The following is a 23,284-nucleotide window of genomic DNA, read 5'->3' on the forward strand; positions in this document are numbered from 1 at the left end:
ATGAACGCCATCGAATACGATATTGGCTCGACCGCCGCGGAGGCCGAAGACGTCTCGCGCCCGGGCAATCTCGACAATCTACGGCCGTTGCCGCGCATTTCGGTGCATGCCTTCTGCGAAAGCGAGCAGCTGCAGCAGGTGATGGACCAATGCGCCAACGATCGGCGCATGTCCAAAGTCAGTTTCCGGATCACCAGCGGCGGCGTCGCGGCAGCGGCAAACATGTTCGCTTCGGCGCCGACCCCCAATCTGATTATTCTCGAGACGCGCGCCAGTCCGCGCGGTCTACTGGCCGAGCTCGAGCCGCTCGCCGCGGTCTGCGATCCCAGCACTAAGGTCGTCATCGTCGGTTACCACAACGACATCGGCCTCTACCGCGAGCTGATCCGCAACGGCATCTCGGAATATATCGTGCAACCCACCGATATGGTCGACCTGATGACGGCGATGGCGGCGATCTTCATCGATCCCGATGCCGAACCGCTCGGCCGCAGCATTGCCTTCATCGGCGCCAAGGGTGGGGTGGGCGCATCCACCATCGCGCATAATTGCGCCTTCGGCATCTCGAGCCTTTTCTCCACCGAAACCATCCTTGCCGATCTCGATCTGCCCTACGGCACGGCCAATATCGACTTCGATCAGGATCCGGCACAGGGGATTGCCGAGGCCGTCTACGCGCCGGAGCGCCTGGACGAGGTCTTTCTCGACCGGTTGCTGACAAAATGCTCGCAGCACCTGTCGCTGCTGGCTGCGCCCTCCATGCTGGATCGCGCCTATGATTTCGAGGGCCAGGCCTTCCTGCCGGTGCTCGACGTTCTCCAGCGCAGCGCGCCGGTGGCGGTCCTCGACGTACCCCATGTCTGGACGGAATGGACGCGCTCGGTGCTTGCCGCCGTCGATGAGGTCGTCATTTGTGCGGCCCCGGATCTCGCCAATCTGCGTAATGCCAAAAACCTGATCGATGCTCTGCGCAAGCTGCGGCCCAACGACAAAGGTCCGCACCTCATTCTCAATCAGGTGGGCATGCCGAAGCGCCCGGAAATCAATCCTTCGGAGTTCTGCGCGCCGTTGGAGGCGGATCCGATCGCCATCATCCCCTTCGACATCAATTTGTTCGGCAATGCCGCCAACAGCGGCCGGATGATTTCGGAGACGGATCCCAAATCGCCGATCGCCGAGACCTTCTCGCATATATCGCACATCGTCACCGGCCGTGTCGCTTTGAAGAAGGCGAGAAAGGGCGGTCTGCTTGGCCTCCTGAAACGGAAGTAGTCGTTTGATTTCGCATGAATTTCCCGAGGACGGGCCTTCATGAAAGTCATGCAGCAGTAGAATTGGATCGAAAGCATGTTTGGCAAGCGCGGAAATGAAGGTCCTGCAAAAGGCGGCGGCACGATGCCTCCGCCGGCGCCGGCACGTGCGCCGGCCGCAACTGCGCCCGCGGCACCAGCCGTGCTGATAGAGCCGTCGCGCGATTCTTCTCAGCAGCGCCAGCAGGTCGCACCACCGCCGATGCAGACGCCCAGCCGTCGCCGGCCGGCCCGCACCGAAGAATATTACGATACGAAGTCGCAGGTCTTCTCCGCCCTCATCGACACGATCGACCTCTCGCAGCTTTCCAAGCTCGGACCGGAAGCGGCGCGCGAGGAAATCCGCGATATCGTCAACGACATCATCACGATCAAGAATTTCGCGATGTCGATTTCCGAGCAGGAGGAACTGCTCGAGGATATCTGCAACGACGTGCTCGGCTATGGTCCGCTGGAGCCGCTTCTGGCCCGCGACGACATCGCCGACATCATGGTCAACGGCGCCGGCCAGACCTTCATCGAAGTCGGCGGCAAGACCGTCGAATCGGAAATCCGCTTCCGCGACAATGCGCAGCTTCTTTCCATCTGCCAGCGCATCGTCAGCCAGGTCGGCCGCCGCGTCGATGAATCCAGCCCGATCTGCGACGCGCGCCTGCCCGACGGTTCGCGCGTCAACGTTATTGCGCCGCCCTTGGCGATTGATGGACCGGCGCTGACCATTCGTAAGTTCAAGAAGGACAAGCTGACGCTCGATCAGCTCGTCCGCTTCGGCGCCATCACGCCGGAAGGCGCAACGCTGCTGCAGATCATCGGTCGCGTGCGTTGCAACGTCGTCATTTCAGGCGGTACGGGCTCGGGCAAGACGACGCTGCTCAACTGCCTGACCAACTATATCGACCGCGACGAGCGCGTCATCACCTGCGAAGATACCGCCGAACTGCAGCTGCAGCAGCCGCATGTCGTGCGCCTCGAAACCCGCCCGCCGAACATCGAAGGCGAGGGCGAGATCACCATGCGCGATCTGGTCAAGAACTGCCTGCGCATGCGGCCCGAACGCATCATCGTCGGCGAAGTGCGCGGACCCGAGGTCTTCGACCTGCTGCAGGCGATGAACACGGGCCATGACGGTTCCATGGGGACCATCCACGCCAACACACCGCGCGAATGCCTGAGCCGTATCGAATCGATGATCGCCATGGGCGGCTTCAGCCTGCCGGCCAAAACCGTGCGCGAGATCGTCTCCACCTCCGTCGACGTCATCATCCAGGCTGCGCGCCTGCGCGATGGTTCGCGCCGCATCACGCAGATCACCGAAGTCATCGGCATGGAAGGTGACGTCATCATCACGCAGGATCTGATGCGCTACGAGATCGAGGGCGAAGACGCAAACGGCCGGATTATCGGCCGGCATGTTTCCACCGGCATCGGCAAGCCGCATTTCTGGGATCGCGCCCGCTACTACAATGAGGAGCGGCGGCTCGCAGCCGCGCTCGACGAGATGGAACAGAAGGCGCAATAGGGCTAACGATGTTCGGTGTCGATCCAATAGTGCTGTTGATTGTCCTGCTGACGGCGGTTTCTGCTGCTGCCGTCTGCTACGGCGTTCTCTATTCGCGGATCGAGGCCCAGAAGAAGACCGCAAGCCGTGTCAATCGGGTCAAGCAGGCCGAAACCGATCGTGTGAAGGTCAAAGCGGCGCGCGACCGAGTCCAGGAAATGTCCAAGCGGCGCAAATCCGTTCAGGACTCGCTCAAGGATCTGGAGCGTCGCCAGTCCGAAAACACCAAGAAAAAGCAGTCGCTGAAAGCGCGCCTGTCGCAGGCTGGTTTGTCGCTGACACCGTCGCGCTTCTACGTTTTCAGCGTGCTGTTCGGCCTGTTCGCGGTGCTGATCTTTTTCATTGTCGGCGCTCCGCCCCTGGTCATCCTGGGACTGTTCTTTGCCGTCGCTTTCGGCCTGCCGCGCTGGATTCTCGGTTTCCTCATCAAGCGCCGGCAAAACAAATTTCTCGAAGAATTTCCGAACGCGCTCGATCTCATCACCCGCTCCCTTCGCTCGGGCCTGCCGCTCAACGATGCGGTGCGGCTGGTGGCCGCCGAGGCACGCGATCCGGTCAAGTCGGAGTTCCGCCGGGTGGTCGAAGCGCAGCAGGTCGGTCTCAGCATGTCCGAAGCCTGCGCGCGCATGACAAACCAAATGCCGCTGCAGGAAGTGAATTTCTTCTCGATCGTCATCACCATTCAGGCCCAGGCCGGCGGCAACCTGTCGGAAGCTTTGGGCAATCTCGCAAAGGTGCTGCGCGACCGCAAGAAAATGAAGGCGAAGGTCCAGGCGCTGTCGATGGAAGCAAAGGCATCCGCCGTCATCATCGGCGCGCTGCCCTTCATCGTGATGCTGCTCGTCTATCTGACGTCGCCGCAATACATGATGATCCTGTTCACCGATCCGCGCGGCCATTTGATCTTGCTCGGAGCCGGTATCTGGATGTCGTTCGGAATCTTCATCATGCGCAACATGGTCAATTTCGAGATCTGAGCGGAAGGAGCCGCGTAGCCTATGTCCGATCTGGCCGCCAAGCTGACCGATCCCGGCACCCTTCTCGCTGTCGTCGTTGCCATTGCCGTTTTTGCCACCTTCTATACGATCGCCATGCCGCTGCTGGAGCGCGGCGATCTCAACAAGCGCATGAAGGCCGTATCGACGGAGCGCGAGCAGATCCGCGCACGCGAACGGGCGCGTCTGAGTGCCGATGCCGGCAAGGCATCGCTGCGCAGCCATAACAATCGAAACGCCCGGCAGATCGTCGAGCGCTTCAATCTGCGAAACGCGCTGGTTGATGCCAATACCATGAATCGCCTGCGGGCCGCTGGTCTGCGGTCCGAAAACGCGTTGAACATGTTTCTGGTTGCGCGGTTCTTTCTGCCGTTCCTGTTCCTGGCGGCTGCGATCGTGCTGGTGTTCGTTCTCGGCTGGTTTGCCGCAAAGCCCCTGCCGATCCGCCTGCTCGGCGTCATCGGCACCGCCTATCTCGGTTTCTATGCGCCGAATATCTATGTTTCCAACCGGATGACCAAGCGCCAGAAGTCGATCAAGCGCGCCTGGCCCGATGCGCTCGACCTGATGCTGATCTGCGTGGAATCGGGCATATCGATCGAAGCTGGCATGCATCGCGTGTCCGAGGAAATGGCCGAGCAGTCCCCGCCGCTCGCCGAGGAAATGGTTCTGACGACGGCCGAACTTTCCTTCCTGCAGGATCGCCGCACGGCCTTCGACAATCTTGCCGCCCGCACCCAGATCGAGCTCGTCAAATCGGTGACGCAGGCGCTCATCCAAGCCGAGCGCTACGGCACACCGCTCTCGCAGGCGCTGCGCGTCATGGCGCAGGAAGGCCGCGACGAGCGCATGAACGAAGCGGAGAAGAAGGCAGCCGCCCTGCCGCCGAAGCTGACTGTGCCGATGATCATCTTCTTCCTGCCGGTCTTGATGGCTGTCATTCTCGGTCCGGCGATCATCCAGGCCATGGACAAGTTCTGATCCATCGCCTTGCCTGCCGCGTGTGGACATGATTAATCTTCGATCCGAGGTCGCAGACAGCCGGAAGCGGAAATCCTCGGCATGCCCTGGAGGCTGCCGCCCACCGGTGACAAGGATGTCCAGCCATATCGGGAGGTGCCGCATGTCGTCCATGGCAGTGTTTCTGAGCGTTATAGCCGCAGTCTTCATCGGGGCCGTCAGTCCCGGTCCGAGTTTCGTGCTTGTCTCCCGTATTGCCGTTTCCCGCTCGCGAAAGGCGGGGCTTGCCGCAGCTTTCGGCATGGGGACAGGCAGCGTCATTTTCGCGACCTTGGCCCTGTTCGGCTTGAGCGCCCTGCTGATGAAGGTCGAATGGCTGTATCTGGCGCTGAAAGTCTTGGGCGGTCTCTATCTGATCTATGTCGGCATCCGCATCTGGCGCGGCGCGGCGCATGACCTTCCGATCGATTCACCTGCGACGCCGAAGGCAGCGGGCGCAGCGCGCAATTTCCTCTTTGCGCTCGGGACCCAGCTCAGCAATCCGAAGACCGCCATCTTTTACGGCAGTATCTTTGCAGCCCTCCTGCCGGCGGCTCCTGCGCCGTGGCTGCTGGCTGCCGTTCCGCCGGCGGTCTTTCTGGTCGAAGTCGGATGGTACACGGTGGTGACGATCGCCTTCTCGTCGAACCGCCCGCGCGCAATCTATCTTGGTGCCAAGCTCTGGATCGACCGCGTGGCCGGCGTCGTGATTGGCGCGCTCGGAGCGCGGCTGGTGGCCGAGGGCTTGCCGCGTCATCTCTGGCGTTGAGGATCGAGGTGGCCGAGCGCTTCTTTGACCGTATTTATTCGACAGCCTTTTTGGCGTCGCCGCTGGCGGCAAGCTTCTGCCAGGAATTCCGCTGCGCCAGCATGCCCCTGAGATAGGCGACATTGGCGTTGGCCTGCTGCGGCGTCAGCTCCTGGCGCGCGATCTGTTCCGCGTCGGCAAAGCGGCCCTGCAGGCCGACGACCAGCGCCAGGTTCTGTCGCACGCGACTGTCGGCGGCCGGCTGCGAAACGGCCGAGCGAAGGTAGTTCTCGGCGTTCTTGAGGTCTCCGGTCAGCACGTAGGACATGCCGAGATTGGAAAGAATGGTCGGCTCGTTGGGTGCCAGCACCAGCGCGTCGCGATATTTAGCGCGCGCATCGGCGGAGCGCCCGAGCTGGTCGAGGATGGCACCTTGCGCGGAAACCAGGCGCCAGTCCGGCCGGTCCGGCAGCTGCGCGCGGTCGATGGTCGACAGCGCTGCGTCCAGCTGGCCCGCCGCCGCCTGTGCCTTGCCGTAGGCGGCAAGTACGCCGCGATCGGTCGGATTGGCGATTGCCACCTGCTGCATGACGGCGAGCGCCTGGTCGTTGCGGCCGCTTATGCGCAAGGCATTGGCATAGTTGACCCCGGCGTCGCGATCTTTCGGATTGGCGTCATAGGCCTTGCCATACGCGGCCGTTGCCCGCGCCAGATCAGCGCCGTTCATCGTGTCGAGGGAGTTCGATGTCTTGGGGACCGAACCGGTCGTCATCCGGTCTTTTCCGGTCGTCGAGCAGCTTGCGAGCGCCAGCGCCAGAAGTGCTGCAGAAGCGCCCCGGAAAAGAAGGGTTCTAAATAAAGACGCGGTTGAAACGGCGGGCATTTCGCTTATCCCTGAATTCCTTAAATCTTGCGCGAGGCCTAGAATCGGAACAGGGAAAGGTTCGACGCAATGTTCGCTCCAGCAATAATCTGTTAACCCTAACAGACGGTTAACTCTCGATTCCCTGAAGTTCCCGATTCTCTGAAATCATCGTCAAAGGATAGTCATGGCCCCCTACCAATACATCGAGCGTGCGACGCCCTTTAATTCGAAGGGTGGTGCGACGCTGCCGATCTTTGCCGTCACCCCGGCACATATCGAGACCGGCACCATCGATCCCATCGCGCTCGATTGGGCTCGCAGGGCCGGCTACAAGGCGGAAAGCGGCTCGCTGCTGTTGATCCCGACGGCCGACGGGCATCTGGGCGGGGCCTTGTTCGGGCTCGGCTCCAATCCGTCCGAACAGCCCTTCCTGACGGGAAGGCTCGCGCGCAGCCTGCCGGCAGGCGATTGGCATGTCGAGACGGCGCCGTTGACGGCGAACCGGCTTTCGCTCGGCTTCGGCCTCGGCAGCTATCGTTTCGAGCGCTACAAGTCCGAGAAGGCGCCGGCGCCGACGCTGATGATCCCGCGCGATGCCGACGCCGCCGACATCAAGCGCCAGCTCGCCGGCGTGTTCCTGGCGCGCGATCTCATCAATACGCCAACCAACGATATGGGGCCGGAGCAGCTCGAAGCTGCCTTCCGGGCGCTTGCCGAACACTACAAGGCGGAAATGTCCGTCATCATCGGCGATGATCTCCTGAAGGAGAATTTTCCGCTCGTGCATACTGTGGGACGTGCGAGCGCCGATGCGCCGCGTCTCCTGGAATTGCGCTGGGGCAAGAAGGGGCATCGCCGCATCACGCTGGTCGGCAAGGGCGTCTGCTTCGATACCGGCGGCCTCGATATCAAGCCTTCCTCCTCGATGCTGCTGATGAAGAAGGACATGGGCGGTGCCGCGAACGTCATGGGCCTGGCGCTGATGATCATGGACGCCAAGCTCAAGGTCGACCTGCGTGTCATCATTCCCGTCGTCGAGAACTCGATTTCGTCCAACGCCTTCCGCCCCGGTGATATCTATAGGAGCCGCAAGGGCCTCACCGTGCAGATCGACAATACCGATGCCGAGGGGCGGCTGATCCTGGCCGATGCGCTTGCCTATGCCGATGAGGACGCGCCGGACCTGATGATCGACATGGCGACGCTGACAGGTGCTGCCCGCGTCGCGCTCGGCCCCGACCTGCCGCCCTTTTTCACCGATGACAATGATCTGGCACATGATCTCACAGAGGCGAGCCTGGAAACGGACGATCCGCTGTGGCGCATGCCGCTCTACATGGGCTACGACAAGGATATCCGCACGAAATTCGCCGATATCACCAATGCCCCATCAGGCGGCATGGCCGGCTCCATCACGGCAGCCTTGTTCCTCAAGCGCTTCGTGACCAGGACGCCGAGCTGGGTCCATTTCGATATCTACGGCTGGGCGCAGAGCGAACGGCCGCATTCGCCGGGCGGCGGCGAGGCCCAGGCGATCCGGGCGCTGTATCATCACATCAGGCAGAGCGTGCGGTAGGTCGCTGTTGTTGCAGGTAGGTGGGCTTTTGAATATGCCGAACCTCTGAACCCCCTCTGTCGCTGCCGCGACATCTCTCCCACAAGGGGGGAGATTGGTAACTCGTGGGGTGTTCTTGGCTCAAATAAACATCGAGTCTGCCGAACTTGCAGCCCATTGTTTTACGAGTGACGAGCGGCAAACTCCCAACGATCTCCCCCTTGTGGGGGAGATGTCACGAAGTGACAGAGGGGGTACACTCTCCTCGAGTTTTACGGGCCATATTGCCGCGCATTTTCTTCCACTGGATCGAATGGCACCTACACACCCCTTGAAACCGCCACGATCTTGGCCGAAACTGGAACGGCAGCGTAACGAATTTCGGGGTTGCCCTTGCCGCTTGAACTCTCTGCCTCGCAGGCTCTCGGCCTCTGGCATGGCGTGACGCTCGCTCAAGTGCGCCGCGAGGATCACGATTTGACCTTGCGGCAGATGGCGATCCTGCTTCAGATCTATCTCGTGCCGCCGCCGCATACCGTGCGTGGCCTTGCCGTGACGCTCGGCGTCACCAAGCCGGTCATCACCCGGGCGCTCGACACCATGGGCGTGATGGGATTGGTCGATCGCGTGCGCGACGAGCGTGATCGCCGCAACGTCATCATTAAGCGTACGGTCACCGGCGCGCTCTATCTTGAAAAACTCGGCGATCTCGTCATCGAGCACGGCCGCAAACTGTAACCTCAGGAATTTCGTCATGACGCTCGACCGCCGCCTCAATGCTTTCAGGCCCGATCTCGCCGAGGCCTCTCTTAAAGGTAAAGTCGAGGCCGAGCGCTTCGTCGACGGCAGCAGCGCACGCGTCACGGTACCGGTCATCGCGCTCCGGCCCAAGCCGGATCTTGCTTCGGGCATCGATACCGAGCTTTTGATGGGCGAGGAGGTCACGGTTTTCGAACTCCGCGATGGCTGGTGCTGGGTAAAGGCACTCTCCGACGGCTATGTCGGCTATCTCCCGGAAACGGCGATCAAGGAAGGCGCGGCCGCGCCGACCCATATCGTCATTCCACAACGCACCTTCCTCTATCCCGAGCCGGAGTTGCGCAAGCCGCATGCCGCAATCCTCTCCATGGGCAGCCTCGTGCATGTGACCGGCCCGGCAGAGGCGCGCGGCAATCACTATGTCGTCCTGGAGGACGGCACGGCGATCTTCGCCAAGCATGTCCAGCCGATCGGCGACAACCGGGGCGGCGATTTCGTCGACGTCGCCTTGCGCTTTATCGAGACGCCCTATCTCTGGGGCGGCCGCTCAGGTCTCGGCATCGATTGCTCGGGCCTCGTGCAACTGGCGCTGTCGATGACGGGCCGCGCAGCACCACGCGATACAGACATGCAAGCCGCTGGCCTCGGCCAGCCGATTACTCGCGACGAACTGAAGCGCGGCGATTTCGTCTTCTGGAAGGGCCACGTCGCCATCATGGAAGACCCGGAAACCATCGTCCACGCCAACGGACACACCATGACCGTCGCTCGCGAGAATTTTGCCGCTGCCGTCGAGCGCATCGGCTGGCTCTACGAACAGCCGACGGGTTATCGCCGTTTCGTCGACTGACTGCATAATTCCTTAAATCGGAATCGTTTTAAGGAGAAAATTATGCAGCATTTCAAAGAGTTGCAGTGCCCTGGAACCGCTCTTTCTCTCGCTCGTTATCTCTTTGATCGAGATATCCTATCGAGAGGAGAGCACACATGCCCATCACGGCAATGGAAAAGACGGTCCGGGATATTCTGCTCGACAGCCACATGCGCAAGAGCGGCAAGGTCGACAGGCTGCGCGAGTTGCAGAGCGAGGCTCGGGCCATCCAGCGCGCCGGCAGCGAAAGCTCGATGAGTGCGGATGATGGCCTGCAGGATGATCTGCGGGTGATCGAGAAGGCGTTGCACGATCTTCACGCCGACATCAAAGAAAAGGGTGCCGCTACCTTGTAGGCGACGGCACCCGAACGGTCGGTTTACGGCGTGCGCGGCCGGGCGATCCAGATCCCGGCGATGATGACGAGGCCGCCGAGGGCCTGTATCAGCGTGACGTTTTCGCCGAACAGGAACCAGGCGAAAAGCGCGGCTGCGATCGATTCCAGGAAAATGACGAGCGAGGAGAAAACGGTCGGCAATCGTCCGAGCGCCACCGAAAGCAGGCCTTGTCCGCCGGCATGGCTGATGAGACCCAGCGCCAGAAGCACGCACCATCCCGAGATCGACTGCGGCAATATCCGCGGTTCGAAGAAGAAGGCGACGAGAAACAGGATCGCCGAGGTTATGATGCTGAGCTCGAAGGTGACGCGTGCTGCATTCGTTTTTGGGCGCGCCGCGCCGACCGCCAGAAAATAAAGGCCGAAGAAGGCGCCGGTGATGATGGCCAGCGCGTCGCCGACAGCGCGACTCGGATTGAATGCAAGGCTTTGCGCCACCAGCGCCGTGCCACCGGCAAGGCAGACGAGAAGCCCGATCAGCGTGGTGCGATCGACCCTCTGCCGCAGAAGAAGCCAGCCGAAGATGACGACCCAGAGCGGTGCCATGGTCGCAAAGAACGTGGCATTGGCGATCGTCGTCCGCATGATGGCGAGGTGCCAGAAGAACAGGTCACCCGTAAAGGCGATGCCGGCGAGAATGGTCGGCAGCGTAAAGCTGGCGCGAGGTGCCGTGACATCCGAAGCCTCCGCATATCGCATCCAGATCCAGAGGATGGGCAGCGCCAGGAAGACGCGCCAGAATGCGCTGGCGAAAGGTCCGACGTCGGCCAGGCGCACGAGGCTTGGGGAAATGCTCATGGCCAGTGCCGCAAGGAGCATCGCCACGACCCCGAAAAGGAACCCTTTCGAGGCATCGGAGCTCGTCTTGCCGACTGCATGACGGTTTGAACCCGCCCTCTCGCCAAGATCCGCGGCGCCCGTATCGTAATCGGTATCCGGCTGTGACATTCTCGTGCCTTTGCAAGTCAGGTGATGTGTGGCGCAAAGCTAGTACATGCGGAAAGAGTATTTGGCTCCATTTTGACGGTTTCCATGCAATTTTGTTTCCTCTTTGCGGTAAGGATGTTTTGAAATGCGCAAACCCACCGATCTCGATGAATTCGACCTGGCGATTCTCGATCTTCTTCAGAAGGACAACACCGTTCCGCAGCGCAAGATCGGTGAACTGATCAATCTCTCGGCGCCTGCCGTGCAGCGGCGCATCAAGCGCATGCAGGAGAGCGGCGTCATTCAGGCAAATATCGCCGTCATCGACCCGGTAACGATGGGTTTGCCGATCACCATCATCGTCGAGGTTCATATCGCAAACGAGCGTTACGACCTGATCAATGCGATAAAGCGCAGCTTCCTGGAGGCGCCGGAAGTTCAGCAATGCTATCAGGTCACCGGCGAAGCCGATTTCGTGCTTGTCGTCGTCGTGGCCAGCATGTCCGCCTATGAGGCGCTGACGCGGCGTCTGTTCTACGACAATCCGAATGTCACGAAATTCAAATCGCTCGTTGCCATGGACCGGGTGAAGGTCGGTCTTTCCGTGCCATTGGCGCGGGATTAACCGGCTGTCCTTACGTGCTGTTCATCCCGGCCGCTTCGGCCAGTTCGTCACGCCGCCGGACCAGTCCTCGAAGGCCTTGGAGAGACGAAGCACCAGCATGTCGCCGAAGCGCGGGCCGACGATCTGCAGGCCGATCGGCATGCCGGAGCGGGAGAAGCCGCAATTGATCGACGAGGCCGGCTGCTCCGACATATTCCATGGAACCGTGAAGCCGATGTGCTCGAAGGGCAGCGCAGGGTCGTTGGTGGGCGAGGCCCATTCGGCGGGGTAGGAGACGATCGGGTTGGTCGGCGAAAGCACGGCGTCCATTTCCGTAAAGAGCCTGCCGCAGCTCTTGCGCATCTCGATCGTCTGGTTGAAGCCGCGAACGGCATCGACGCCGCTGACATCGGCGCCGCCCTTTGCCCAGCTATGGATATAGGGCAGGATCGAGTTGCGGCGTTCTTCGCTCAACCCCATGATGTCGCCCCAGAACCGCGCGCGCCAGAAGACATCGAGTCCATCCAGCATCTGCCGGGTCAGCACCGGCGCGACGTCGACGATGACGGCGCCCGCTTCCTCGAAGCGCCTGGCAGCGGCAATGACCGCGTCATGCACCTCGTCATCGACCGGCAGTCCACAGCCGGCATCCAGCATCAGGCCGATCTTCATGCCGCTGACGTCGATATCGAGATCCATCCAGTCGATCTCGTTCGGCGGCAGGCTGGTGCCGTCGCGCCAGTCCGGACGCGACAGCGTCGCCATGGAGAGGGCGGCATCCTCGACCGTGCGGGTCATCGGCCCGGCGCATCGGCCGACATAATAGGGATCGACCGGAATGCGGCCATGGCTCGGCTTGAAGCCGAAAATGCCGGTCCAACCCGCCGGCAGCCGCACCGAGCCGCCGATGTCAGTGCCGATATGCAGAGGTCCGTAGCCGGCTGCTGCGGCGGCTGCCGCGCCGGCGCTGGAGCCGCCCGGATTTTGGCTGGGATCCCACGGATTGCGGCTGAGCTTGTGAAAGCTGGAGAGGCCGGAGGAAAGCATGCCGTAATCGGGGCAGGTGGTTTTCGCGAAAATCACCGCGCCGTCCTCGCGCATGCGGGCGGCAATCGGCGCGTCCTCGGCGGCAGGAACAAGCTCGACGGCGGCCGTGCCGAGCGGCACCGGCTGGCCCTTGGTGGCGATCAGCTCCTTCAGCGTCACCGGAATGCCGTCCAAGGTCCCAAGCGGTGCGCCCTTCGCCCAGCGCTCCGTGGAGGCGGCCGCCTGCCTGCGGGCATTCTCGGGATCATAGGCATAGAGAGCAGCGATTGTCGGCTCCCATGCCTCGATATGCTGTTCCAGCGACAGCCAGTATTCGCTGGGAGACAGGCTCTTGTCGGCAAATTTGCGCCTGAGGTCTCGGATGGAAAGATCGGTCGGTTCGGTCATGATCTATACTCTTTATGTCTCAATCAGCGTGTCGCCTCGCGGGGGTCGAGGAGATCGCGCAGCCCGTCGCCGAGCAGGTTGAAGCCTAGGACGGTGAGCGCGATCGCAAGGCCCGGAAGCAGGGCCAGCCACGGCGCGACGTGGAAATAGGTCTGCGCGTCGGCCAGCATGCGGCCCCAGGTCGGTGCTGGCGGCGGCACGCTCAAACCCAGGAAGGCAAGCCCGGCCTCGGTCAGGATCGCAAGACCGAGCTGGATCGTCGCCTGGACGATGATGCTGCCCATGATGTTCGGCAGGACATGGCGCAGCGTGATGGCGAGCTGCGTATTGCCGATCGCGCGCGCCGCCAGCACATAGTCCCGGCTCCAGGCCTGCAGGGCCGAGCCGAGCGCGACGCGGGCAAAGACCGGCACCATGAAGACCGCGATAGCGATAATGGCCGTCGAGCGCCCGGTCCCGAGAAATGCGCCGAGGATCATGGCCGAAAGGATTGGTGGCAGCGCGAAGATCACGTCGCAGGCGCGCATGACCAGCGCCTCGAACAGGCCGCGTTCGGCGGCGGCGGAAACACCGATGATCGTTCCGAGCGTCCCGCCGATCGCGACGGCAGAAACGGAGATCGACAGCGAATTCCAGCAGCCGGCCATCAGCATCGACAGGACGTCATGGCCGAGTTGATCGGTGCCGAGAAGGCCGAAGCCGAAGGGCGGCTGCAGCTTATGGGTGATCTGCATCTTCGCCGGCGGCACCGGCGTCCAGAACAGCGAGATGACGGCGAGGCAGACAAGCGCAAGGATGATCAGCGCGCCAACCATGAGATTAGCCCGTAGCAGCATACGAAAACGACGGTGAGAGGGTCGGGCCGCAGCTCTGGCTTCGGCTGTAATCATCGTGCTCCTCCCGCCCGCAGTCGGGGATCGATGGCGAGATAGGAAAGATCCGCCAGGAAATTTACGACGATGACGAGGCCGGCAAAGAACAGCACGACATCCTGAAGCACGATGACATCGCGCTGGCTGAGCGCCTGATAGGCAAGGCGGCCGAGGCCGGGTAGGGTGAAGACGTTTTCGATCAGCACGGCGCCGGCAACCAGGAAGGTGAACTGCAGTCCGAGAATGGTCAGCACCGGCACGAGCGCATTCGGCACCACATGCCCCCAGAGCACGCGGCTGCGCGACAGGCCTTTGGCGGTCGCGGTGCGGGCAAAATCCTCATGCAGCGTGTCGAGCACGGCGGCGCGCGCGACCCTTGTCAGCACTGCCGCCTGCGGCAGGGCCAAGGCGATGGCGGGCAGCACGAGCGATTTCAGGGCTGGCCACGCGCCGCTGCTCCAGCCGGGAAAGCCGCCGGCCGGCATCCAGCCGAGCGAGGTGGCAAACAAAAGCACCAGCAGCAGGCCGACCCAGAAACCCGGCACGGCAATGCCTGTCTGAGAAAACAGCGTTGCGAGGATATCGAAGAAGCCGTACCGCTTGGCGGCTGCCGCGACGCCAAGCGGTACGGCGGCGAGGACGGAGAGCAGGATGGCAAGAGCGGCGAGCGGCAGGGTGACCACAAGCCGCTCGGCAATCAGGCCGGCAACCGGTACGCCATATGTATAGGATCTGCCGAGATCGCCCGTCAGCGCGCCGGCAAGCCACTGCCCGTAGCGGATGATCAAAGGTTGATCGAGGCCCATCTCATGCCGAAGCGCCGTCAGTGTTTCCGGTGTCGCCGAAGTGCCGAGCGTGATGGCGGCCGGGTCGCCCGGCAGCAGCGCCATGACGGCAAAGACCAGCAGCGAGACTGCGATCAGCGTCAGGATCAGTCCGAAAATCCGGCGGGTGAGCAATACGATCATAGCATGTCCGTGGCCGATCAAGCCGGCATCGAAATGATTTGCGGCGGGCGAAGCGATCCGCCCATCCGCGCCTGCAGGCAAAAGAGCTCAATCTTCCCAGGAGACGTTGGTCAGCACGTTCGAAGGGATCGGCTCGTTCTCCCAGAGACCCTTCAGCTTCCTGTCCCAGACGCCGAGCTTCGGCATGACGAAGAGGAAGAGGGCCGGCACATCCTCGGCAAGAATGCTCTGCGCCTCTCCATAGAGCTTGTTCTGCTCGGCGGGATCGGCGGTGAGCTGGATCTTCTTCATCAGCGCATTGAAATCGGGGTTCTTGTAGTTGAAGTAATAGGGATCGCGCGAATAGATATCGATATCGAGCGGTTCGGCATGGGCAACGATGGTCATGTCGTAGTTGTGGCCGCTGAAGACGTCCTGCACCCATTTCGCCGGGAATTCCGTCGGCTCGATATTCATCGTCACGCCGATATCGGCAAACATTGCCTGCATCACCTGGGTGCTGCGCGGCGCATAGGCCATTTGCGGCGTCTTGATGGTGAAGGTGAAGCCGTTCGGGTAGCCGGCTTCGGCCAGCAGCGCCTTCGCCTTGGCGGCATCGTAGGGCAGCGTGCCGGTCAGATCCTTGTAGCCGGGATCGTTCGGCGTGTAGTGGCTGCCGATCGCCGTGCCGAGACCCGACCATGCGCCTTCGATGATCGTCTTGCGGTCGAGCGCCATCATCAGCGCCTGGCGCACGCGCTTGTCGTCGAAGGGCTTGCGCGTGTTGTTCATGCCGGCCACGACCTTGAGCTCGGTATTGCCGATCTTGGTCGTCAGCCTGGTATCACCCTCGAAGGAGTTCATGAGCTCAGGCGCGGCGAATTCCGGAAAGGCATCGACATCGCCGGCCTTGAGTGCGGCGGCCTCCGCCTGCGGATCGGCGATAAAGCGGAAGGTCACCTTCTCCAGCTTCACGTCGACCGATTTGTTCCAGTAATCGGGATTCTTGACGAGGTCGACATGGTCACCCTTCGTCCAGGAGGAGAATTTGAACGGGCCGGTGCCGACGGGCGCTGTCTTGTCGTTGGCGGAGGATTTCGGTCCGACCATGACGGAGCTCGGCCAGCCGAGCCAATAGAGCAGGCTGCCGGTCGGCGAGGAAAGATGCAGCACCAGCGTTTCCGCATCCGGCGTGTCGATCGAGGCGATGGTTGCAAAGAAGCGCTTCTGCGGATTGACGGATTGGGCGCCGCGAGCCCGGTCAAGCGTGAATTTGGCGGCCGCCGAATCGAAGGTTTGGCCGTCATGGAATTTCACGCCGGTCTGCAACTTGAACGCATAGGTCAGCCCATCGGGCGAAATCTCCCAGCTCTTGGCAAGCTGCGGCACGATCTTGCCGTTTTGGTCGATGGCAACCAGCCCTTCGAAGATATTCTGCCAGGTGACCTGGCCGATCGCGACCGGGGCGGCGATCGTCGGATCGAGCCCTGTCGGCTCGACGCTCATGCCGAGATTGAGCGTCGTCTTCGCGGCTTCGGCGGGGGTCAGCCCCATCAGTAGCAGGCCGGCAGAAACTGTAGCACCAAAGGCAAGCCGGCGCGCGACGTCGCCCAGCCTCGGGCGTGAAAACTTCGTCATCTTTGTTCCCTTGCATTGTCCGCGAGCTCGGCTTTCCTCCGACACACGGCCTTTTTCATGATAGTGTCATCTCGCACACGCACACACAATTCCGAAAATTTGTGCTTATGCGGTGAGATCTGTTGTTACCAGCCGAAACGATCCCGCCATGCGTGCTGCCCACCCTCGATCGGCAATGCCGTTGCCTCGTAGACGCCGCGGGCGATCGCGCGCGCCATCACGATAGTGGCGAGGTGGCAGAGTTCCATGAAGCTTGGCATGTCGTCACGGGCGTGCTTGCCGGTGGAGGCTGCAAACACGGTATCGCCATCGAGCGGCAGATGCGTCGGCAAAAGCGCGCGGGCAAATCCGTCGTGAGCGCAGATAGACAGGCGATGCGCTTCCGCCTTGGTCAGTTGGGCGTCGGTGACGATGGCGCCGATGGTCGTGGCAGTGATGTTGGTGCCCTTTAAACGCAGGCGTGAATCGATTACCTGCGGCATGCCGAGGCCGCCGAATTCGCCGTTCTCCTCGAAGGGCGCCGCCCAGAAATGCGGGCCGTCGCCGATGGTGGCAGTTCCAAGCGCATTAACTGCGACGATGGCGGCGATCCTGTATCCCTTGCTGCTGACGGCGCTTGCCGAGCCGAGCCCGCCCTTTACCGTTGCCGTCGTGGCACCGGTTCCCGCGCCGACAGTGCCGAGCCCGAAGGAGCCCTTGTTCGCTGCCTTGAAGGCTGCGTAGCCGAGATCGCGATAGGGCGAGTGTAGCCCCCAATCCTTCTTGCCGCCATTGATGAGATCGAACAGGATCGCCTGCGGCACGATCGGCACCAGCGCATCGCCGACCTTGAGGCCGCGGCCGATGTCCCTTAAGCCCGCCTGCACGCCGCCGGCGGCATCGAGCCCGAAGGCCGAGCCGCCGGAAAGCACGAGCCCATCCACCGTACCCACCGTCATTGCGGGATCCAGCAATGCCACATCCCGCCCGCCCGGCGCGCCGCCGAGAACGGTGCAGGATGCAACGGCCGGCTCATCGAAGATGATGGCGGTGACGCCGGAGCCGAGGGCAAGATCGGTGGCGTGACCGACGGCGACGCCTTCGACATCGGTCAGAAGATTGAGATGATCAGCCAATGAAAAATCCTTCGCCGTTTCGAGCGCGAGGTCGTCATGGCGATAGGACCGTAAAGAGGGGGAAAAGACAAGATGGGTTTGCGGGCGCCGGGGCCGCGCCTATGGTTCGAGGCTTCGGCTTTCAGCCTGCGCACCTCACCATGAGAGCGGAGAGAATGCGGCGAATCGACGGAGTGTCGACGAGCGGGCTTAGTGCGAAAGACCAGCCCTCATGGAGAGGAGGCCTGCAAGGCCGTCTCGAACCACGAGGGCGGGTAATTGAATTGGGTAAAAGCGTAGGCGAGCCGATCCATCAAACATGGATTGGCTTGGCTTGTTGGCGGGAGAGGAGATCGCGGATCGCAAGCTTCACTTCGTCCGCGTTTCTGAAACGCTGCTCGTCCAGATCATGGACATGGTATTTGACAGCGATGAACTTGAGCCGATCCTGGTCGGGAACGACGATGCCGACGGGAACGCCGGCGTATTCGATAACTTGCTTCTTCATAAATAGACTCCCACTGCGCACTCACGCGCAGATATGGCGAATTGACTGTTTGATTCCGGTAGGGAGGACGAACGTCACATTCGACAGCGCGGGCGGGAGAGTGCGCCCGAGCGGTCATTGCCAAGCACGGACCGCCGAAGGATCGAAGCGATGACTTTAGTATTCAGCATGTCACTTCCTCAGTTGGCGTTGTACTTGCTGGAGCTCCGATGACGGAGCACCGCGATTGGGTGAACTATTATCTACTGTATTAGTGGATAATAGCGATTTCATCTTCAGAAACATATTCCGAAAGATGTCAAAATATCGACGATCAGGAAAATAAAATTCCGAGCCTGGCGGGTTGCGGGGAAGGTTGTGTTAAATGCCTTCGCATTGCTACCCGTGTCGGTATGGCTCGCCGATCACCGACAGACAGATAGGAACTGGCGCGAGATTCGACAATGCCCCTGCGGCATTAAAATTCGTGCGCCGCTAAAACACCTCAATGGTTAACGGCGCTCCAGGGCGTATCAAAAACCGTCCGCGAGCGCCGTCTCCAGGGCTTTCACGAAGAAATCGGCGCTCTCCGGCGCAAGGCAGAGCGGCGGTTTGATCTTCAACACATTCAGGTGATCGCCGGTCGGCTGCATGATGACCCCAAGGTCGAGCAGGCGTTCGCAGATCGCAGCCGTCTCTTCCGTGGCCGGCGCCAGTGTCTCCCGGTCGCGGACGAATTCCACACCGAGATATAGCCCCGTGCCATGGACGGCGCCGATCAGCGGGAAACGATCCATCAAAGCGATCAGCCCCGCCTTCAGCCGGTCGCCGATGACACGGGCGTTTTCCTGCAGGTTCTCGTCCTTGAGGACATCGAGAACGGTCAGGCCGACGACGCAGCTGACCGGACTGCCGCCGGCGGAGGAGAAGAAATAGCCTTCCTTCTCCAGCGAATCGGCAATCTCTCGACGGGTAATGACGGCGCCGAGCGGATGGCCGTTGCCCATGCCCTTGGCAATGGTGATGATATCAGGCACGACGCCTTGCGTTTCGAAGCCCCAGAAGTGCTCGCCGAGCCGCCCGTAGCCAACCTGTACTTCGTCGGCAATGCAAAGACCGCCGCGTTGTCGGACGGCGTCATAGACGCCGGCAAGATAGCCATGCGGCAATGCGACACCACCGGCATTGCCGTAGACCGATTCCGCGACGAAGCCGGCGAGGCCGTCGCCCTTATCGTCGATGGCTTTCAGTTTCGCCTCGACGTCGTTGAGGTAGCCTTGCGCAGAATCGGGGCCGCGGAATGGGCCGCGATAGGTATTGGGCGACAGGACGGGATGCACCCAGTCCGGCCGTGTCGTCAGCGCCCGCGGATTGTCGGCAATCGAGGTGGAGACGGCGTCGCTCGCGACAGTCCAGCCGTGATAGGCCTCCAGCAGGCAAAGCATGTTCCTCTTGGCCGTGTGCGCCCAGGCAAGGCGGATCGCGAGATCGTTTGCTTCCGAGCCGCTGTTGACGAGGAAGACGCAGTCAAGCCCTTCCGGAGCGAGCGTCGCCAGCCGCTCCGAAAATTCGGCGACGGCGGCATAATGGAAACGGGAGTTGGTGTTGAGCCGCGACCACTGCTGCGCGATCGCCTCCGTCAGCCGCGGATGAGCATGGCCAAGGATCGTCACGTTGTTGACCATGTCAAGGTAGCAGCGCCCCTGCGTGTCGAACAGGAATTCGCGCCAGCCGCGTTCGATCTGCGGCGGCAGCTCGTAATAGTGCTTCTGCGGTTTGGCGAAGCGGGCATTGCGCAATGACAGCAGCGCGGATGCATCCGGTCTCGGCGCTTCGCAGGCGGCGTTGAGAAGGGCCGCGGGCGAAGGGCAGATCGCCGACCAGCCGTCCGCCTGATCCGCTGCCGCAAAAAGCGGCGGTACGAGATTGGGCACGCGGCAAAGCTGCACGCGCAATCCTCCGATCGCCGAACCCTCGCTGCCGATCGTGCCGACTGTCGCGCCTTGTTCGACAGCCGCTCCATCCTCGAGAGTGCTTTCGACGCCGTCCAGATGAAGGCTCATGTCTTCGCCGGCGAGCACGAGGTGGTGCCCCTGCCGTTGCAGAAGGCCGGAAAAGGGGGCCGCAACTGTAGCGCCGGCCGGCAGGCAGATATCGCAATGCAGGGCGAAATTCTGCGGCGGCGCCATGTTGAGCGGAGCGGCGAGGGACAGGCGGAATTCGCCATAGCGGGTTGCGGCTGTGCCTGATGTCATTGCCGTCTGGGCAAGTAGCCGCCAATCCATGTCGGGCTTTTGCCAGTTGCCGTCGGCGAAATCCGACCCGGTGACGGAAAGATCGATCGCGGCGATCTGCGATGGATCGATGTCGGGCAGCAGCGGCGACCAGCTTTCCATGGCGATCGGGGCGACGCCGAAGCCGATCGTCCGTAGGATTGCGGCCTCCATCACGTCAGGCTGTGCCCCGGTCGCGACATCGAAAATCTCGCGTTCGAAATCCAGGTTGCCGCGCACATAGTCATTGTCCGGGTCGATGGCGAGCTGCTGTTCGGTGCTGGCGGCTAGGATGACGGCGCGCGCGACGATCAGCGGCCACAGCGCCTTGGCCTCGACCTCTTCCAGCGGGTAGATGGCATGGTAGGCCTTGATGGCTGGAAGGATATGGAAGGGATTGCCTTCCGCATGATGCAACAGCGATGCGCAGGTCACGGCAAGATCGCCCACCAGCCAGCCCTGAATGATGTCGCCGAAATCGATGACGCCATCGGGCACAAGCTGCCCATGTGCATCGGGATGGCTGACGACATTGTCGTCGGTGACGTCATGATGCACGGGCTGGACGCGTAGATCGCCTGCAAGCGGCTGGATGCGCTTGACGGCGGCCACCATCGCCTTGGCGATGCGGTCGCGCGCTTCATGGTCCGTAATGGCCGACAGGAGCTGAACCGCCACGGGTCCTGCGCGGCGCAGATCCCACTGCAGGCTTCGGTGAAGGCCGGGATGATCGAAATCGGCGAGATCGCGGGCAAGCCGGGCCGAGAGCGCGCCGAGCCCGGCGGCTGAAGCCGGCGGCAGATGCTTGCGCCGCGTCAGCGTCTGGCCGGGGAGAAAGCCGAGCAGCCGGACGAGGTAATCCTGCTCTCGGAGGGTGATGGTCAGGATGTCGCGGCCGTTCAGCGCCGGCACGATCTCGGGCACGCGCGGGGAATCCGGTTTGGCATGCAGGTGGCGGATAGCGGCATTCTGCGCCTCAAGCTCGACCAGCTCATATTCAGCCCGGCAAATCTTCAGCACATAGGCATTGTCGCCGGCATCGATACGGTAGTTGCGATCCTGCTGGCTGCCGAGCTCCGTCAGTGCCCCGCTCAAGCCGTAATGCGCATACAGGATTTCCGCTGCTTCCTCGGGCGTCACGTCCGGTCTCGGCAGTTGCATACGATTCACAAGCGCGGCGTCGGCCATGGCATCCCCCCGGACGGTTCATTTGCATCGACACTAAACCATTCCATCTTAAAGAAAATTACCCAAAACAGATAGGGTGGTCGCGCAATGAGCGGAAAGATAGGCCGCCGAATGCAGCCGGCCAGGCATGATCGCCTACTCGACCTCGATGGAATAGCTGCAACCGGCGAGCGTCTTGCCCGGATGAGCCTCATCGGTCGAGACGTTCAATGAGATGCGGGTGTGAAGCACGGTGTCGGAATTTTCCTGCTGGTCCTTGCGCGACAGGATTTCCTTTTCACCGAGGAACTTGTTCGGCCGGTCGACAGCAGCCGTCACGCCGAGCTGTTTCGCCAGGGCATGCGGATCGGCTTCGTCGAGCACGGCGAGCGGCCCGGTGGAGGCGAAGGCAATCCTGCTCGTCTGCCGTCCGAAGACGGTCAAGGGTGCTGAAAGCTGGAATTCCCGCAGAAAGGGATTGTCTGACGGCAGTTCGCTGATGCCGAATAGCTTCATGGCCTTGGCGCTTTCCGGCCCGGTCAGCCATAGGGCGAATTCGTTGTAGCTCGGCACGTCATAGGTCGTGCATTCGATCAGCTTGGCGAGATCGATCTTGGAGGGGTCCTGCTCTTCGGTCGCAGCATGAGATGCCGGAGCCCACAGGAGGAACGCCGCCAGCAGCAGCGTTCCATTGCGATGGAATGACATGTCCTCTCCTTGATCTCCGGGACGATTCGATACCGGCGGTATCAAATCGTGCTTCGGGGCAAAAAGAAAAGGGAGCCAGCTGCGATTGCGCGCTCGCGCCTCACCCCATGCGCTCGGATGCATAGGATCCCGGGCTTGCCGGGAAGACGACGGTGCGGTTGCCGTTGAGGAAGGTGCGGAAGTGGATATGCGCATGGATGGCGCGGGCCAGCACCTGGCTCTCCACGTCGCGGCCGATCGAGACGTAATCGTCGGCCGATTGTGCATGCGTGATGCGCGCCGTGTCCTGCTCGATGATCGGACCCTCGTCGAGATCGGCCGTCACATAATGCGCTGTCGCGCCGATCAGCTTCACGCCGCGCTCATAGGCCTGCTTGTAAGGGTTGGCGCCCTTGAAGGACGGCAGGAAGGAATGGTGGATGTTGATGATGCGGCCCGACATCTTCCGGCACAGCGCATCCGACAGAACCTGCATGTAGCGGGCGAGCACGACGAGCTCGGTGCCGGTCTGTTCGACCAGATCCAGGAGCTGGGCTTCGGCCTGCGGCTTGTTGTCCTTCGTCACCTTGATGTGGTGGAAGGGGATGTCGTGATTGACGACGACCTTCTGGTAATCGAAATGGTTGGAGACGACGCCGACGATGTCGATCGGCAAGGCACCGATCTTCCAGCGATAGAGCAGATCGTTGAGGCAATGGCCGAAGCGCGAGACCATGAGCAGCACCTTCATGCGCTTCTTGGCATCGTGGATTTCTGAAACCATGGCGAACTTCTCGGCGATCGGCTTGAAGCCTTCGGCGAGTGCCGGTCCGCCGACGCCTTCTTCGGAGATGAAGGAGACGCGCATGAAGAACATGCCGGTATCGAGATCGTCGAACTGGCTGGAATCGACGATGTTGCAGCCCTGCTCGGCCAGGTAATTCGAGATCGCCGCGACGATCCCCCGCGTCGACTTGCACGTCACTGTCAATACATAGCTCGTCATGTCTCTTCCCTCGTAAAGCGGCTTAATCTTCGCCCGCTCGCTTATCGCAATCGGCCGGCAGGGAAAAGTGTCCCCGATCCGAACGTGGGGC

21 protein-coding genes are annotated in these 23,284 nt (G+C 61.8%); 10 read left to right on the plus strand and 11 right to left on the minus strand.

The window, feature by feature from the left end; all coding sequences use genetic code 11:
* From FP026_RS00545 to FP026_RS00565, 5 genes are all read left to right on the plus strand, one after another.
* Window positions 1-1,272 (plus strand): AAA family ATPase, encoded by a 1,272-nt coding sequence (locus FP026_RS00545; protein ID WP_149632705.1) that lies wholly within the window; start codon window positions 1-3, stop codon window positions 1,270-1,272.
* 75 nt (window positions 1,273-1,347) lie between these two features.
* Window positions 1,348-2,829 (plus strand): CpaF family protein, encoded by a 1,482-nt coding sequence (locus FP026_RS00550; protein WP_149632706.1) that lies wholly within the window; start codon window positions 1,348-1,350, stop codon window positions 2,827-2,829.
* 8 nt (window positions 2,830-2,837) lie between these two features.
* Window positions 2,838-3,845, plus strand: a complete 1,008-nt coding sequence (locus tag FP026_RS00555) for a type II secretion system F family protein (RefSeq protein ID WP_149632707.1) — start codon at window positions 2,838-2,840, stop codon at window positions 3,843-3,845.
* 21 nt (window positions 3,846-3,866) lie between these two features.
* A complete protein-coding gene (locus tag FP026_RS00560) occupies window positions 3,867-4,844 on the plus strand; it encodes a type II secretion system F family protein (protein ID WP_149632708.1) in 978 nt (325 codons plus the stop codon).
* A 142-nt stretch (window positions 4,845-4,986) separates the two neighbouring features.
* The gene (locus FP026_RS00565) at window positions 4,987-5,631 is read left to right on the plus strand and encodes a LysE family translocator (protein WP_149632709.1); all 645 of its coding nucleotides are present in this window, start codon (window positions 4,987-4,989) and stop codon (window positions 5,629-5,631) included.
* 34 nt (window positions 5,632-5,665) lie between these two features.
* Here FP026_RS00565 and FP026_RS00570 read toward each other — a convergent pair whose 3' ends face one another.
* Complete coding sequence (locus FP026_RS00570) at window positions 5,666-6,493, minus strand: tetratricopeptide repeat protein (protein ID WP_149632710.1); 828 nt, start codon at window positions 6,491-6,493, stop codon at window positions 5,666-5,668.
* 166 nt (window positions 6,494-6,659) lie between these two features.
* On the opposite strand from FP026_RS00570, the gene FP026_RS00575 reads away from it, so the two are divergent.
* The 4 genes from FP026_RS00575 (at window position 6,660) to FP026_RS00590 (ending at window position 10,016) form a co-directional block, all read left to right on the plus strand.
* Entirely contained in the window at window positions 6,660-8,051 is a 1,392-nt protein-coding gene (locus FP026_RS00575) for a leucyl aminopeptidase family protein (protein ID WP_149632711.1), read from the plus strand.
* A 372-nt stretch (window positions 8,052-8,423) separates the two neighbouring features.
* Complete coding sequence (locus FP026_RS00580; protein ID WP_149632712.1) at window positions 8,424-8,768, plus strand: MarR family transcriptional regulator; 345 nt, start codon at window positions 8,424-8,426, stop codon at window positions 8,766-8,768.
* Between the two features lie 16 nt (window positions 8,769-8,784).
* Window positions 8,785-9,639, plus strand: coding sequence for an NlpC/P60 family protein (locus tag FP026_RS00585; RefSeq protein WP_149632713.1), 855 nt, complete (start codon window positions 8,785-8,787; stop codon window positions 9,637-9,639).
* Between the two features lie 137 nt (window positions 9,640-9,776).
* On the plus strand, window positions 9,777-10,016 hold the full coding sequence (locus FP026_RS00590) for a hypothetical protein (RefSeq protein ID WP_149632714.1): 240 nt from the start codon (window positions 9,777-9,779) through the stop codon (window positions 10,014-10,016).
* A gap of 23 nt (window positions 10,017-10,039) precedes the next feature.
* On the opposite strand, the gene FP026_RS00595 is transcribed toward FP026_RS00590, so the two are convergent.
* Window positions 10,040-11,005: a DMT family transporter gene (locus tag FP026_RS00595; RefSeq protein WP_149632715.1), complete on the minus strand. Its 966-nt coding sequence runs from the start codon at window positions 11,003-11,005 to the stop codon at window positions 10,040-10,042.
* Window positions 11,006-11,129: 124 nt separating this feature from the next.
* On the opposite strand from FP026_RS00595, the gene FP026_RS00600 reads away from it, so the two are divergent.
* A complete protein-coding gene (locus FP026_RS00600; protein ID WP_149632716.1) occupies window positions 11,130-11,609 on the plus strand; it encodes an Lrp/AsnC family transcriptional regulator in 480 nt (159 codons plus the stop codon).
* A gap of 21 nt (window positions 11,610-11,630) precedes the next feature.
* On the opposite strand, the gene FP026_RS00605 is transcribed toward FP026_RS00600, so the two are convergent.
* From FP026_RS00605 to purU, 9 genes are all read right to left on the minus strand, one after another.
* Window positions 11,631-13,022, minus strand: a complete 1,392-nt coding sequence (locus FP026_RS00605) for an amidase (RefSeq protein ID WP_149632717.1) — start codon at window positions 13,020-13,022, stop codon at window positions 11,631-11,633.
* Between the two features lie 23 nt (window positions 13,023-13,045).
* The gene (locus tag FP026_RS00610; protein ID WP_149632718.1) at window positions 13,046-13,912 is read right to left on the minus strand and encodes an ABC transporter permease; all 867 of its coding nucleotides are present in this window, start codon (window positions 13,910-13,912) and stop codon (window positions 13,046-13,048) included.
* Window positions 13,909-14,862, minus strand: a complete 954-nt coding sequence (locus FP026_RS00615) for an ABC transporter permease (protein ID WP_149632719.1) — start codon at window positions 14,860-14,862, stop codon at window positions 13,909-13,911. Before FP026_RS00615 ends, FP026_RS00610 begins: the two co-directional genes overlap by 4 nt.
* Before the next feature lie 87 nt (window positions 14,863-14,949).
* Window positions 14,950-16,479 (minus strand): ABC transporter substrate-binding protein, encoded by a 1,530-nt coding sequence (locus tag FP026_RS00620; protein ID WP_149632720.1) that lies wholly within the window; start codon window positions 16,477-16,479, stop codon window positions 14,950-14,952.
* Between the two features lie 125 nt (window positions 16,480-16,604).
* The gene (locus tag FP026_RS00625) at window positions 16,605-17,594 is read right to left on the minus strand and encodes a P1 family peptidase (RefSeq protein WP_149632721.1); all 990 of its coding nucleotides are present in this window, start codon (window positions 17,592-17,594) and stop codon (window positions 16,605-16,607) included.
* 292 nt (window positions 17,595-17,886) lie between these two features.
* The gene (locus FP026_RS00630; protein WP_112511403.1) at window positions 17,887-18,081 is read right to left on the minus strand and encodes a hypothetical protein; all 195 of its coding nucleotides are present in this window, start codon (window positions 18,079-18,081) and stop codon (window positions 17,887-17,889) included.
* A gap of 512 nt (window positions 18,082-18,593) precedes the next feature.
* On the minus strand, window positions 18,594-21,521 hold the full coding sequence (locus FP026_RS00635) for an aminotransferase (protein WP_149632722.1): 2,928 nt from the start codon (window positions 21,519-21,521) through the stop codon (window positions 18,594-18,596).
* A gap of 135 nt (window positions 21,522-21,656) precedes the next feature.
* On the minus strand, window positions 21,657-22,208 hold the full coding sequence (locus FP026_RS00640; RefSeq protein ID WP_149632723.1) for a hypothetical protein: 552 nt from the start codon (window positions 22,206-22,208) through the stop codon (window positions 21,657-21,659).
* A gap of 100 nt (window positions 22,209-22,308) precedes the next feature.
* The gene (gene purU / locus FP026_RS00645) at window positions 22,309-23,193 is read right to left on the minus strand and encodes a formyltetrahydrofolate deformylase (RefSeq protein ID WP_149632724.1); all 885 of its coding nucleotides are present in this window, start codon (window positions 23,191-23,193) and stop codon (window positions 22,309-22,311) included.
* Between the last annotated feature and the right edge of the window lie 91 nt (window positions 23,194-23,284).

This window comes from Martinezella tropici, assembly GCF_008370325.1.
Lineage (GTDB): Bacteria > Pseudomonadota > Alphaproteobacteria > Rhizobiales > Rhizobiaceae > Rhizobium > Rhizobium tropici_B.